At 48.1% G+C, this 14,545-nt stretch carries 11 protein-coding genes; 10 read left to right on the top strand and 1 reads right to left on the bottom strand.

The features are described from left to right. The first annotated feature begins 82 nt into the window (after nt 1–82). The 7 genes from hemA (at nt 83) to BW952_RS03485 (ending at nt 7,066) form a co-directional block, all read left to right on the top strand. Nucleotides 83–1,426 carry a glutamyl-tRNA reductase gene (gene hemA, locus BW952_RS03515; protein ID WP_045849835.1) on the top strand — a complete coding sequence of 448 codons (1,344 nt, stop codon included), beginning with the start codon at nt 83–85 and terminating at the stop codon, nt 1,424–1,426. Nucleotides 1,427–1,439: 13 nt separating this feature from the next. Further along, nucleotides 1,440–2,273, top strand: coding sequence for a cytochrome C assembly family protein (locus BW952_RS03510; RefSeq protein WP_045849834.1), 834 nt, complete (start codon nt 1,440–1,442; stop codon nt 2,271–2,273). A 33-nt stretch (nt 2,274–2,306) separates the two neighbouring features. Beyond that, nucleotides 2,307–3,233, top strand: a complete 927-nt coding sequence (gene hemC, locus BW952_RS03505; RefSeq protein WP_045849833.1) for a hydroxymethylbilane synthase — start codon at nt 2,307–2,309, stop codon at nt 3,231–3,233. Next, entirely contained in the window at nt 3,230–3,985 is a 756-nt protein-coding gene (locus BW952_RS03500) for a uroporphyrinogen-III synthase (protein ID WP_045849832.1), read from the top strand. The genes hemC and BW952_RS03500 overlap by 4 nt, the downstream gene beginning before the upstream one ends. A gap of 11 nt (nt 3,986–3,996) precedes the next feature. Beyond that, entirely contained in the window at nt 3,997–4,968 is a 972-nt protein-coding gene (gene hemB / locus BW952_RS03495; RefSeq protein ID WP_045849842.1) for a porphobilinogen synthase, read from the top strand. A gap of 12 nt (nt 4,969–4,980) precedes the next feature. Continuing rightward, nucleotides 4,981–6,270, top strand: coding sequence for a glutamate-1-semialdehyde 2,1-aminomutase (gene hemL, locus BW952_RS03490; RefSeq protein ID WP_045849831.1), 1,290 nt, complete (start codon nt 4,981–4,983; stop codon nt 6,268–6,270). Between the two features lie 139 nt (nt 6,271–6,409). Next, nucleotides 6,410–7,066, top strand: coding sequence for a hypothetical protein (locus BW952_RS03485; RefSeq protein ID WP_045849830.1), 657 nt, complete (start codon nt 6,410–6,412; stop codon nt 7,064–7,066). On the opposite strand, the gene BW952_RS03480 is transcribed toward BW952_RS03485, so the two are convergent. Next, nucleotides 7,026–7,211, bottom strand: a complete 186-nt coding sequence (locus BW952_RS03480) for a hypothetical protein (protein ID WP_231581301.1) — start codon at nt 7,209–7,211, stop codon at nt 7,026–7,028. The two genes, BW952_RS03485 and BW952_RS03480, sit on opposite strands and share 41 nt — an antisense overlap. Before the next feature lie 249 nt (nt 7,212–7,460). On the opposite strand from BW952_RS03480, the gene BW952_RS03475 reads away from it, so the two are divergent. From BW952_RS03475 to BW952_RS03465, 3 genes are all read left to right on the top strand, one after another. Next, a complete protein-coding gene (locus BW952_RS03475; RefSeq protein WP_045849829.1) occupies nt 7,461–10,103 on the top strand; it encodes a valine--tRNA ligase in 2,643 nt (880 codons plus the stop codon). A gap of 179 nt (nt 10,104–10,282) precedes the next feature. Next, entirely contained in the window at nt 10,283–11,584 is a 1,302-nt protein-coding gene (locus BW952_RS03470) for a bifunctional folylpolyglutamate synthase/dihydrofolate synthase (protein WP_045849828.1), read from the top strand. Between the two features lie 57 nt (nt 11,585–11,641). Then, the gene (locus BW952_RS03465; RefSeq protein WP_045849827.1) at nt 11,642–14,524 is read left to right on the top strand and encodes a VWA domain-containing protein; all 2,883 of its coding nucleotides are present in this window, start codon (nt 11,642–11,644) and stop codon (nt 14,522–14,524) included. Nucleotides 14,525–14,545: the final 21 nt, after the last annotated feature.

Raw genomic sequence — 14,545 nt, 5'->3', positions numbered from 1 at the left:
GTTCACAAATTTTAAATAAATAAAACGTCACATTATGTTATAATGGGACCACAATGATTCGTTTTTCGGGGGTGCAAGCTACGTGCATATCATCACGGTGGGATTAAATTATAAAACAGCCCCGGTAGAAATCCGCGAGCGCCTGTCCTTTCAGGAAGATTCGCTTTCAGCAGCCATGACGGAGCTCCAAAAACAGAAAAGTGTGCTTGAAAACGTCATCGTATCGACATGCAACCGTACAGAAATCTATGCGGTCGTCGATCAGCTGCATACCGGCCGTTATTATATTAAAGAGTTTTTATCCAACTGGTTTCACATTCCACAGGCAGAGTTCACGCCGTTTTTGTTCATTTATGAGCAAGAGGCGGCTGTTGAGCATTTATTCCGCGTATCCGCTGGACTAAACTCAATGGTGCTTGGCGAAACCCAAATTCTTGGACAGGTGCGTCAAAGCTTCCTGCAGTCTCAAGAAGTGGGCGCCTGCGGGACAGTGTTTAACCATTTATTTAAGCAGGCTATTACACTGGCAAAGCGCGCGCATGCGGAAACAGACATCGGTGCGAATGCCGTATCTGTCAGCTACGCGGCAGTGGAGCTGGCGAAAAAAATATTCGGCCGACTGGATGGCCGGCATGTGTTAGTTCTCGGCGCTGGCAAGATGGGTGAGCTGGCGATTAAAAACCTGCAGGGAAGCGGTGCTACAAAAGTGACGGTGATGAACCGTACATTTGAAAAAGCAGCGACTCTTGCCGGCCGTTTTGACGGACAGGCAAAAGGAATAGACGAACTGCAGTGTGCCCTCGTTGAAGCTGATATTTTAATCAGCTCTACAGGATCAAAGGAATACGTCATTTCAAAAGAATTAATGGCAGGCGTACAAAAACTGCGCAAGGGTCGTCCGCTGTTTATGGTCGACATTGCGGTGCCGCGTGATATCGCACCTGAAATTGCGGATCTCGACAGCATCTTTTTGTACGATATTGATGACTTGGAAGGCATTGTGCAAGCGAATCTCGCTGAACGCGAAAAAGCGGCTCAAAAAATCGGACTGCTCATTGAAGGAGAAATTGTTGCTTTTAATGAATGGGTGAACCTGTTAGGCGTTGTGCCGGTTATTTCAGCTTTGCGCCAGAAAGCACTTTCGATCCAGTCGGAAACGATGGAAAGCCTTGAACGGAAGCTGCCGCATTTAACTGAACGTGATTTGAAGGTGCTGAGCAAGCACACGAAAAGCATCGTCAACCAAATGCTGAAGGACCCGATTTTGCAGGCAAAGGAGCTGGCTGGTGATAAGCAGGCGGCTGAAAAGCTTGAGCTCTTTATGCACATTTTCAACATTGAAGAAGACGTTCGTGAATTGAATCGTGCGCAGGAAGAAGAAGAGCGCGTTCATGCAGTTCAGGCAAAGCCTTTACTCCAGTTTTAAGTGAGGTTATGCGATGTTGGAGCAGGGAATGACACGTCTTCATGAACTGATGATTATTTTATATGCAGTGAGTGTACTGCTTTATTTCCTTGATTTTGTTCAAAAAAACCAGCGGGCGAATCGAATCGCCTTCTGGATTTTAACGATTGTTTGGAGTCTCCAAACCATTTTTTTATGTCTTTATATGGTGAACACAGGCCGTTTTCCGGTATTGACCCTTTTTGAAGGGCTTTATTTTTATGCGTGGGTGCTGATTACGTTTTCCCTCATCCTCAACAAGCTGCTTCGAATGGACTTTACAGTGTTTTTCACAAACGTGATCGGGTTTATGATCATGACCATTCATACTTTTGCGCCTGTGCAGGTAGAGTCACAGGCGGCGGCCGAAAAGCTTGTTTCTGAGCTTTTGCTGCTTCATATTACCATTGCCATTTTATCCTACGGGGCGTTTTCTCTGTCGTTTATTTTCTCAGCGCTGTATGTATTGCAGTACCGGCTGCTGAAAACGAAAAAATGGAATGAGCGGTTGTGGCGCTTGGGAGATCTCGGGCAGCTGGAAAAGCTTTCGGTGATATTAAATGCAATGGGCGTGCCGCTTTTGCTGCTGAGCTTAATTCTCGGGCTCGTTTGGAAAACGATTAAATTGCCTGACGTGAGCTGGTTTGATTTGAAAATTGTGACGTCTTTTGTTTTACTGTTTGTATACAGTGCGTTTTTGTATGTAAAGGTACGAAAAGGTGTGTCGGGCAAAACGCTGGCTTACATTAACGCAGCGGCGTTTTTTATTATTTTAATGAACTTTTTCCTCGGAAGCCGGTTGTCCACGTTCCATTTCTGGTATTCGTGACACCGGCTTTCGGGCGGTTATGGAGGGATTATCGTGCGGAAAATTATTGTTGGGTCAAGAAGAAGCCGTCTGGCGCTGACGCAGACGAATCAAGTGATTGATCAGCTTAAAGCGCTGTCGCCGGGAACAGAATTCGAAGTAAAAGAAATTGTGACAAAGGGTGACCGGATTTTAGACGTCACGCTGTCAAAGGTAGGCGGCAAGGGGCTGTTTGTAAAGGAAATCGAACAGGCGATGTTTGACGGAGAGATTGACATGGCGGTCCACAGTATGAAGGATATGCCGGCTGTTCTTCCGGAAGGGCTTGTGATCGGAGCTGTTCCGGAAAGGGAAGACCATCGCGATGCCTATATTGCCAACGGACACATCCCGTTTCGTGAGCTGCCTGCCGGCTCTGTTATTGGCACAAGCAGTTTGCGCCGCGGTGCGCAGCTGCTTGCGGCACGACCGGATCTTGAGATCAAATGGATTCGCGGCAATATTGACACGCGGCTGAAGAAGCTCCAAAACGAAGAATACGATGCGATTATTCTAGCGGCTGCCGGACTTGCGCGCATGGGCTGGTCCAATGAGATCATCACAGCGTTTTTGGATGAGGAATTGTCCGTGCCTGCTGTGGGGCAAGGCGCACTGGCGATTGAGTGCCGCGGCGATGACGAGGAACTGCTGGCTCTTTTAAACCGGTTTACTTGTGAACGGACAAAACGGACAGTTTCCGCAGAGCGTGCTTTTTTAAATGCGGTAGACGGTGGCTGCCAGGTGCCGGTTGCGGGCTTTGGCGTGATTGAAGGGGAAGACGTCACTTTGACGGCTCTTGTGGCGTCACCGGATGGCCAAACCATTTTAAAAGAAACGGTGTCAGGCAAGGATGCGGAACAGGTCGGCCTTGAAGCGGCAAACCGTTTGAAAAGCCGCGGTGCAGCAGAGCTGATCGAAGCGGCACGAGCGGCGGCAGAGTGAAGCCGCTCGCTGGTAAACGAATTGTTGTAACCCGTCCTGCGGGACAGTCGGCACCGTTTATTGGTAAAATAGAAAAAGCGGGCGGCACAGCATACGCAGTGCCGCTTATCGCATTCAAAGAAGCTTTTGATCAGCAGGACGAGAAAATGGTAAGCCGCCTGCATACATACGACTGGATTATTTTCACCAGCAAAAACGGCGTTGATTTTTTTATGCGAAAAGCGGGAAGCCTCTTGCAGGAGCTTGACGTCAAATGGGCGGCGATTGGAACAAAAACAGCAAAGGCAATGAACGCTTACGGACTAACGGTTTCCTATATGCCGCTGTCCTTTTCGGCCGATGATGTAGCAGACGAAATACAAAGCGGCCGTTTTTCGCCGCGAAACGCCCTGATCCCAAAAGGGAATCTGGCGCGCAGCCTCATCGGTCAGGCTATTCGGCAGAACGGGGGCGAGGCGGATGACTGGATTGTATATGAAACGTATTTCCCGGAGGAAGCAAAGCGTTCAATGCTTGAGCTGATTCGATCGAAGGCAGCAGACATGTACACGTTCACCAGTCCGTCCGCTGTCCGGCATTTTGCGGCGATTTTAACAAGCGCGGGCGAACCGCTTCCCGCAGCCGATTATGCGGTGATTGGACCCGTAACGGAAAAAGAAGCGAAGGCATTCGGCATCCCCATTTCGATTAGCCCTGAGGAGTATACCGTGGATGCACTGATGAAGGAAATAACGACTTATTATAAGGAGTGAGCAGGTTGGATATGACATTTGACAGACATCGCCGCTTGCGGCAGACAGCCAGTATGCGTGCGCTCGTTCGTGAAACACAGCTGGATGTAAATGATTTTATTTATCCGCTTTTTGTGGCAGAAGGAGAGAAAATTCGCAATGAGGTTTCCTCAATGCCGGGCGTCTTCCAGCTGTCTATTGATCAGCTGAAGGAAGAAATGGATGAAGTAGTGTCTTTAGGCATCAAGTCGGTTATTTTATTCGGACTGCCGCACGAGAAGGATGCGGTTGGAACGGGTGCGTATCATCATCACGGAATTGTGCAGGAGGCGACGCGCTATGTGAAGCAGCATTTCCCGGATCTTGTGGTGATTGCCGATACGTGCCTGTGTGAATATACGGACCATGGTCACTGCGGTGTCATTGAAGGCGAGCAGGTTCTAAATGACCCTTCTCTCGATTTGCTTGCAAAAACAGCAGTCAGCCAGGCGGAAGCAGGAGCGGATATTATTGCGCCAAGCAACATGATGGACGGGTTTGTCGCAGCGATCCGCAAAGGACTTGATAAGGCCGGCTTTACAGAAGTGCCAATCATGTCATATGCGGTGAAATATTCTTCTGCTTATTACGGACCGTTTCGTGATGCAGCTGATTCTGCTCCGCAGTTTGGCGACCGGAAAACATATCAGATGGACCCGGCAAACCGGCGTGAAGCACTCCGTGAAGCAGGAGCGGATATTGAACAGGGAGCGGACTTTTTAATCGTGAAGCCGGCGCTGTCTTATTTGGATATTGTCCGTGACGTACGAAATGAATTCAATGCGCCTGTGGTTGCGTACAATGTGAGCGGTGAATATGCGATGGTGAAAGCCGCAGCCCTAAACGGCTGGGTAGATGAAAAAGCGATCGTCCTTGAAACATTAACGAGCATGAAGCGTGCAGGAGCGGATTTGATTATGACCTATCATGCGAAAGACGCGGCACGCTGGCTGAAAGAAGGATAAGGAGGCAATAGGATGCGTTCATTTGAAAAATCAAAAGCAGCATTTAAAGAAGCGGAAAGCATGATGCCGGGCGGTGTAAACAGCCCCGTCCGCGCGTTTAAATCAGTGAACATCGATCCGATCTTTATGGAAAAAGGCAAAGGGTCCCGGATTTACGATATCGATGGAAATGAATACATTGATTATGTTCTTTCTTGGGGGCCGCTTATTTTAGGGCACTCGAATGACCGTGTCGTGGAAGCACTGAAAAGCAGTGCGGAGACGGGAACGAGCTTTGGTGCATCGACACTGCTTGAAAATGAAATGGCCAGACTCGTCATTGAGCGTGTGCCGTCTATCGAAGTGGTTCGGATGGTTTCAAGCGGAACCGAAGCCACGATGAGTGCCCTTCGTCTTGCGCGCGGGTACACGGGACGCAATAAAATTTTGAAGTTTGAAGGCTGCTATCACGGGCACGGAGACTCGCTTTTAATTAAAGCAGGCTCCGGTGTAGCCACGCTTGGGCTTCCTGACAGCCCCGGTGTCCCGGAAAGTGTCGCCAAAAACACCATTACCGTTCCGTACAACGATCTGGAAAGTGTCCGCTACGCGTTTGAACAGTTCGGCGACGACATTGCCTGCATTATTGTGGAGCCCGTAGCAGGAAACATGGGCGTTGTTCCACCACAGCCGGGCTTTTTAGAAGGCTTGCGTGACGTGACAGCGGAACACGGGTCATTGCTTATTTTTGATGAAGTGATGACAGGCTTCCGTGTCGGCTACAACTGTGCCCAGGGACATTTCGGTGTGACGCCGGATATAACGTGCCTCGGCAAAGTCATCGGCGGCGGTCTTCCGGTTGGCGCTTATGGCGGCAAGGCGGAGATTATGAACAATATCGCACCGGCCGGCACCATTTATCAAGCGGGCACGCTGTCCGGCAATCCAATGGCCATGACCGCAGGACTTGAAACCCTTCGCCAGCTGACACCGGAATCGTACGAGGAATTCGGACGAAAAGCGGATCTGCTTGAAAAAGGACTGACAGAAGCAGCGGCCAAGTATGGTGTGCCGATTACATTTAATCGCGCGGGCTCGATGATCGGCTTTTTCTTTCATGAAGGACCGGTTCGCAATTATGATGACGCCAAGCAGTCGGATCTCGCTTTATTCGCGGATTACTTCCGGGAAATGGCGCTTGAAGGCGTGTTTTTGCCGCCGTCTCAATTTGAAGGCCTGTTTCTTTCCACAGCGCATTCAGACGAGGATATTGAAAAAACCATTGAAGCCGCTGAAAAAGCATTCAGCCGCTTGAAAAAATAACAAATGAAAAAATCCGGACGAATGCAAAAGGCAGCTTGCCGTTTCGCAGAGTTGTCCGGATTTTTTCTGTTTGTCGTGCGCTTCCGTTCATCTTTTTCCTTTGCGCCGCATACACTAGCGCGAAAGGGAGGGGTGCGTAATGGAAGAATTGTTTTTTATTTCGTTACAGGAGGATGTCGTTTTTCCAGAAGGCGAGGAAGTAGATGAACTGCTGTCCATCTCACTCGACCCGCAAATAACGATTGCCGATTCCGTCATACAGGGGTCTATCGAAGTAACGGGCGATTATCGCATTTACACAGAACCGGGGTTTGAGGAGGAATCCGTTCGGCAGTTTTTCCGGCATATTCCCGTGCAGGCCGTCCTTCCGTCAAACCAGCAGGCGTCAAATGAATCGGACATTCAAATACACACGTTTGACTACACCGTTCAAAAGCCGGATCATCTTTTGTTGGAGGCGGAGCTGGCCATCGCTGTTTCAGCGGCAGCGTCTGAAGAAGAGGAGATCGACCCGCTGGAGGTTGTCGCCCACATAGAAGAAGAGGACAGCGAAGACGTGGAGGAAGACGATGTGAATGAGGAATTAGAAGAACAAGAGGAAATAGAAGAAACAGAAGAAACAGAAGAAGTAGAAGAAGCCGCTGTTCAAGTGCAGAAACGAACGGAAGACGATCCGTCCATTTTCAGCTGGCTTGAAGAGCGGCCTGCCCAGCAAGCAAAATGGCGTTTTCAAGTGTCATCCGGCAACGTGGAGCTTATATCCACTCAAGATGAAGAGCAGCCGCAAGAAGAATAAGCAGCGCCAACAAGATCACGTCGAGTGTGGTCGGCAGGAAAAGCGTGCGAATGCCTTGAAAGCAGCAGATCGGAATAATGATTTTGCAGCACATACACCGGCATCGGCGCAGCCAGGGCGGCCATCTGTTATAATGATGCATCATATTCTACACATCCTTTTTACATCGGTCTCGCTTCCATTGCCCGCGTGAGAAGGCAATTTTTGCTTTTTTATATCGTATGATTTGCCGGAAAACGTGTGCGTGAGGTTGACGCACAGAAGCGTTTTCGGCTAAGATAATGGTATTGAAAAGAAACGTGTGGACCGAGAGTTAGAGTGGTACCGCAAGCAGCCTCTTCGTCCTTTTCAGACGGCAGAGGCTTTTTTTACGTATGTCAAGGAGGAAAAAATAATGTCACAACAAGAAACATCCATGCCGACAAAATATGATCCGCAGTCTATTGAACAAGGGCGTTATGACTGGTGGACTGCCGGCCAATTTTTCGAAGCGAAAAACGATCCATCGAAAACACCGTATACGATTGTCATCCCGCCGCCGAATGTCACAGGGAAGCTTCACCTTGGGCACGCATGGGATACGACACTGCAGGATATTTTAACGAGAATGAAGCGCATGCAGGGCTATGATGTGCTCTGGCTTCCGGGAATGGACCATGCCGGCATCGCCACGCAGGCAAAGGTGGAACAGAAATTAAAAGAAGAAGGCACGTCACGCTATGACCTGGGCCGTGAAAGGTTTCTGGAGGAATCGTGGAAATGGAAGGACGAATACGCCGGCCATATTCGCGCGCAATGGGCAAAGCTCGGGCTTGGCTTGGACTACAGCCGTGAGCGCTTTACGCTGGACGCCGGCTTGTCCAAAGCGGTTCGCGAAGTGTTCGTCAAGCTGTATGAAAAAGGGCTGATTTACCGCGGCGAGTACATTATTAACTGGGACCCGTCAACGAAAACGGCACTTTCTGATATTGAAGTCATTTACAAGGACGTGCAGGGCGCGTTTTATCATATGAAGTATCCGCTTGAAGATGGCACAGGCTTTATTGAAGTGGCGACAACCCGCCCGGAAACAATGCTCGGCGACACAGCCGTAGCCGTTCATCCGGAAGACGAGCGCTACAAGCATTTAATCGGGAAAAATGTCGTTCTTCCAATCGTTGGACGCGTTATTCCGATTGTGGCCGATGATTATGTTGATCCGGAATTCGGAAGCGGTGTCGTGAAAATTACGCCAGCGCACGACCCGAATGACTTTGAAGTGGGCAACCGTCATGATCTGCCGCGTATTCTTGTGATGAACGAGGATGGCACGATGAACGCGGAAGCCGGTACATACAATGGAATGGACCGCTTTGAGTGCCGTAAGCAAATTGTGAAGGATCTTCAGGAATCAGGTGTGCTCTTTAAAATCGAGGACCACATGCACTCTGTCGGCCATTCAGAGCGAAGCGGTGCCGTTGTCGAGCCGTATTTGTCCACGCAATGGTTCGTGAAAATGGCGCCTCTTGCAGCAGCTGCCGTTGATCTGCAAAAAACAGAGGACAAAGTAAACTTTGTACCGGACCGCTTTGAGAAAACGTATTTGCACTGGATGGATAACATCCGTGACTGGTGTATTTCACGTCAGCTTTGGTGGGGCCACCGGATTCCGGCCTGGTACCATAAAGAAACCGGAGAAGTATACGTTGGGCATGAAGCGCCGCAGGACCCGGAAAACTGGGAGCAGGACAATGACGTGCTCGATACGTGGTTCTCATCTGCCCTGTGGCCGTTCTCCACAATGGGCTGGCCGGATGCGGATTCCGCTGAATTCAATCGGTACTACCCGACAGCTGCACTCGTGACAGGCTACGATATCATCTTCTTCTGGGTATCACGGATGATTTTCCAGGGGCTTGAATTTACCGGTGAACGTCCGTTTCAGGATGTGCTCATTCACGGTCTCGTCCGCGATTCAGAAGGACGAAAAATGTCGAAATCACTTGGCAACGGCGTGGACCCGATGGAAGTCATTGATCAATACGGAGCGGATTCCCTTCGTTATTTCCTTGCGACAGGAAGCTCGCCGGGACAGGACCTGCGCTACACGACAGAAAAGGTCGAAGCAACATGGAACTTTGCGAATAAAATTTGGAATGCCTCCCGCTTTGCTCTGATGAACATGGATGGCATGACGTATGACCAAATCAATTTAACCGGCAAAAAATCCGTCGCCGACGAATGGATTTTAACGCGCTTAAATGAAACGATCGAAAGCGTAACAAGTTTGTCCGATAAATATGAATTCGGTGAAGTCGGCCGGACGCTGTACAACTTTATCTGGGATGATTTCTGTGACTGGTACATTGAAATGGCCAAGCTGCCGCTGTATGGCGAGGATGAACAAGCCAAGCAAATGACTCGTTCCGTGCTTGCGTATGTGCTTGACAATACGATGCGCCTTCTGCACCCATTCATGCCATTTATTACAGAAGAAATCTGGCAGAACCTTCCGCATGAAGGAGAAACCATTGTGGAAGCGGCCTGGCCAAAAGCGGATGCTGCGCTGACGAATAAGGAAGCAGCGGCAGGCATGAAGCTGCTGGTTGACATCATTCGTGCGGTCCGCAACATTCGGGCGGAAGTAAATACGCCAATGAGCAAAAAAGTACCACTCGTGTTAAAAGCAAAGGATGAAGCAGTTTTGGCTGCTTTAACGGAAAACCGCTACTACATCGAGCGCTTCTGCAACCCGGACGAGCTTGTGATTGACTTGAACCCGGCAGCGCCGGAAAAAGCGATGACAGCGGTTGTCACGGGAGCCGAGCTGTTTATGCCGCTTGCGGGTCTTCTGAACATTGACGAGGAAATTGCCCGTCTGGAAAAAGAAAAGACAAAATGGCAGTCTGAAGTCGACCGTGTGCTGAAAAAGCTGTCGAACGAACGGTTTATGTCGAAAGCACCGCAAAAGGTCGTCGACGAAGAGCGGGCGAAGGAAAGCGACTACCGCGAAAAGCTCGCAGCAGTTGAAGCACGGATTGACGATTTAAAAAACTAATTAAAACAGCAGCAACGTCTAAAAAACCGGATTACGCGTTATTTGGACCGGATAGAGCTGTTTTGGACCGGATTGCACAGACGATCGACCGGAATAACCGGAATCCGGTCGTCTGTGCTTGAATCCGGTCCTTTTTCGCTTTTTTCCGGTCGATCCACTCTTTAAAGGAGAATAAAACCATGACTACGTATGAACAAGCAATCGAATGGATACACGGACGCCTGCGCACGGGCATCAAGCCGGGCCTTGCCCGCATGGACTATATGATGGAGCGCCTCGACCACCCGGAACGCCGGCTGCGCGCAGTCCACATTGGCGGCACAAACGGAAAAGGTTCCACAACGGCGATGCTCCGGTCGATTTTAACAGAAGCAGGCTTTGAAACCGGCACATTTACTTCACCGTATATCGAACAGTTTAACGAGCGGATCAGCGTGAACGGCGTGCCTGTGTCAGATGAAGAGATTACTCTTTTAGCCGGCAAAATAAAAGCGATCGCGGACGACATGGGAAGTTTAGAGATCGGCGGACCGAGCGAATTCGAAATTATTACCGCCATGGCGTTTTATTATTTTGCTTACGTGCACCCGGTCGATATCGTCCTGTTTGAAGTAGGACTTGGCGGACGGCTTGATTCAACGAATATCGTTCATCCTGTTTTATCTATTATTACGACCATCGGCATGGACCACATTCAATTTCTCGGTGACACACTCGAAGACATTGCCGGTGAAAAAGCCGGCATCATCAAAAGCGGTGTCCCGGTGATTACTGCCGTTCACCAGCCGGAAGCACGGGCGGTGATTGCAGGGAAAGCAGCCGAAATGAGGGCGACTCTTTATGAATATGGCCGTGATTTCAGCGGCGAATGGAAAGGGTCCACAAAAGAAGGCGAGCAGTTTGATTTCGCTTCTCCGTACAGCCGACGTCCATCGCTCCAAACCGGCCTTGCCGGACTCCATCAGGTGCAAAATGCCTCGATGGCGGTGATGGCTGCTGATTATTTGCGCATGTACTATTCTTTTTTGATCGAAGACGCCGATATAAAAGAGGGACTGCAAAAAGCCGTTTGGCCCGGCAGATTTGAAACGTTATCCGAGACGCCGCTTATGATAGCGGACGGCGCGCACAACGAAGAAGGCGTCGCTGCACTTGTAAAGACCATTAGCCAGCGGTTTCCGGATCAAACAATTCACATTTTGTTTGCAGCGATGAAGGACAAGCCGCTTGAAGGAATGATCAATCAATTGAGTGATGCAGCGGATTATCTGTATTTGACTACCTTTGATTTTCCGCGTGCAGCAGGAGCGAAGCAATACGAGAAATATCAATCTGAAACAGCTCAAATTGTGCAAAATTATTCATCTATGATTCAATTATTTCAACAAAACTCCTCTGATCAGGATGTTTTAATCATTACCGGCTCTCTTTACTTTATTTCCAATGTGAAAAAAGACATAAAAACGATTCTTTTCAAATGAAGATAGGGTATATATAATAGTAAGAAAGAACGCCTATCAGGAAAAGGCTGGTGTGTAATGAAGAAATATCTAGTGAATGTTCTATTATCTATTATCGCCGTTTTGTTAATAATGCCTCATGGTGCACTCCAAACGAAAGCAGCCGCAAATGATATTGGTGTTTCTGTTACTGCAGCACCATCCCAAACTGTGGTTGTGAAGCCAGTGGACAGCAATGCCCAGGCACGAATCGATATGAAATTGATGCCTTATGGAAAGTATGATCAGTTGGCACGAAAGCCAGTAGATGTGGTGTTTGTTTTTGATACTTCCGGTTCCATGAATGAATCAGGAAAGCGTCCCGAGAAATTTAGAAGTGCAAAGGATGCGATGTATAAGGCACTTGAGCATTTTAAGAAGACGTCAGGACCTAATGACCGATTTGCTTTTATTCCCTTTAATACAAATGTTGATACAGGTAATATGATCAATATTGATTTCGGAACAGGCAGTAAAGCATTGGTTGAACAAAAATTAAACTTGATTGCGGATAAAGTGAAAAAGTTGGAAGCGAATGGTGGAACGAATTATCGCGAACCTATGGAGCAAGCAGAAAAATTCTTAAGCGGCTCATCGAATGAGAAAAACATTATTTTCATGACGGACGGAGAATTAACTGTATCCAAAGAAAAGACAAGGTATTGCGGCTGGTTTAATTGTTATGAGGATGGACTAAATACAGTATTGCAATATACGAATGGTTCATTTGGTTATTACTCATCACGTTTTGGAAATGTGTCTAACCCGGAAATTTATGACGGGTCTTCTTGGCTTGATACTTCTTATAGCAGTGAACGAAAGAAAGCAATTGAACTTTTTAGAATCAATGCCAAGAAACAGGCTCAATTACTAGGATCAAAAAGTATGAAAATGTACTCAATTGGCTTCGGAAACAATTCGGGCGAGCTTGATCAAGAATACCTTGAGGAATTATCCTCCGTCACAGGTGCCTATGCGAGCAGAGCCTCTGAGGGAAATGTCGATCAAATCTTTCTTGATATCGCGGAATCCATCAGCAAGCAAAAGCTCGATGCTGAGATTACGTTAGACCTAGCGAAATTCAATGGAAAAGTAACCGTAGCTGAAGGAGCAAATGCAGCAGTAGAAGGAACCAACATAACGTTAAGAAAATCGTTCGAATATGAATATCTGCAAAACGCACCAGCACCCGTTGATTTAACGCTGCCGCTCGAGTTCAGCGAAGTGGGCACGTATACATTTGACAATATGAAACTATCCTTTAAACGACCGGATGGATCGACATCGTCGGTAACGATTCCGGCTGTTACGATCACCGTATCGGCAGAAGCCCCACCAGCGATTGACGGATCGATGACGCTAAAAGGGGAAGATAATACAGTCAACAGCTTGATCAAGCAAGCAGGTACTCGCGGAAATTATTTCAGCGCTGAATACAATTTAAAGCCAAAGGGTTTAACGAACAATTCCGTTAGCGGAAAACTGCAAAACATGAAGCTGGTTCAACCGCTTCCAAACGGTGTTAGCATTGATGAATCAGCTTCTAACGTAACCGTTCGTGACAGTGCAAATGGCGATAAAGAAGCGGTCGTTACGCTTACTCAAACCGTTTCTTACGGAAATGGAGTATTTACACCACCTGCCTTTACAGCAGCATTGAAATTAAAAACAGACTGGGCATTAAATAATGTCACAATGCCGCAGGCCAAAGTAGAATATGAAGATACTCGCTTCAAAAAAACATATACATCCACTATTCCATCAGCATCCGAGCGGATTACCAGTAAAGTGAGACTCGATGATGGAGCGAGCCATTATTATGATGGTTATGCAAACGGCACGATCAGAAAAGTGACAAAGGCGTTAGGTGTGACAGCCGCTGAAACAACGTTCCCGAATGATTATGGTCTTCAGCCAAAACCGATCAAGGATCTTGTATTTGCAGAGGGATCGGATAAAACGGCTGTAACAGTGACGTACTCAGATAATACGACCGCATTGATTCGTTTTGTTGCGGACCTGTCTTTGACCGGAAAAGACAGCGGAGCATCCATTCAAAATGGAGACACTGTTCAAGAGCATGTCAATGCGAAGGTGTCGCAGCTTGTCGCCGGCGAAGATGTACTGTACTTTTACCGGGTGAATGGCTCAGTCGCTTGGCTGCCGATGACGAAGGATTTTGTCATTCCGCTCACAAAAACGGGCTTGAACACGGTTGAAGTAAAGTCAACAGGCGGATTCTCTTTAGCCGACAAAGTGACCAAAAAAGAAGTAACCATACAGAAAAAGGTTGAAAGCATTGAAATATGGTCGACTGGCAAGAACCCGGTTCAATTGAGCGGAATTTCCGCTGTTGAAGGAGCATCAGCAGATTTCTTGATTAAAGTGCTTCCGGAAGATGCGACTGACCGGTCGTGGACAGCAAAAATAGAAGATGGTTCAATAGCAGAAGTACTTCAAGATAATGAACAAAGTAAAGGAACGATCATCGGGTTAAAAGAAGGATCAACAGAATTAACAGTTGTTTCGAACAGCAATCCTAATGTTTCTGTTACGATACCTGTCATTGTGGAATCGGCATTCGTTGAGCTTGAAGGGGTTTCATTCAAGCAAGCGAAATATACAAACAAGTCGTACGAGCAGGTAGATCAGTTAATTGAATTTACGCCAGAGGATGCAACTGATCCTGAGATTGTCGACGTAAGAGCTTCAAGCGATGGTGTCGTCAGCATTACAGAGCCAAGCGAAGGCGAGTTCTACATTGAAGCGGCAGAAGGCGGAACCGGCTACACGAACGTCACAGTCACAGTGGAGCAAACACAGCCTGATGGTTCAACAGAAACGAAAAAAGCAACCGCCGTTTTTGAAACAGGAGAAAACAGCGGAGGCGAATCAGCGGAAAGCATTGATGGACGCTGGTAAGACCAAAAAGCATCGACGGGT

Source organism: Domibacillus enclensis, from assembly GCF_900156125.1.
Lineage (GTDB): Bacteria > Bacillota > Bacilli > Bacillales > Domibacillaceae > Domibacillus > Domibacillus enclensis.
Note: the sequence above shows the minus strand (reverse complement) of the source record. Positions and strands in the feature narration are given on the sequence as shown.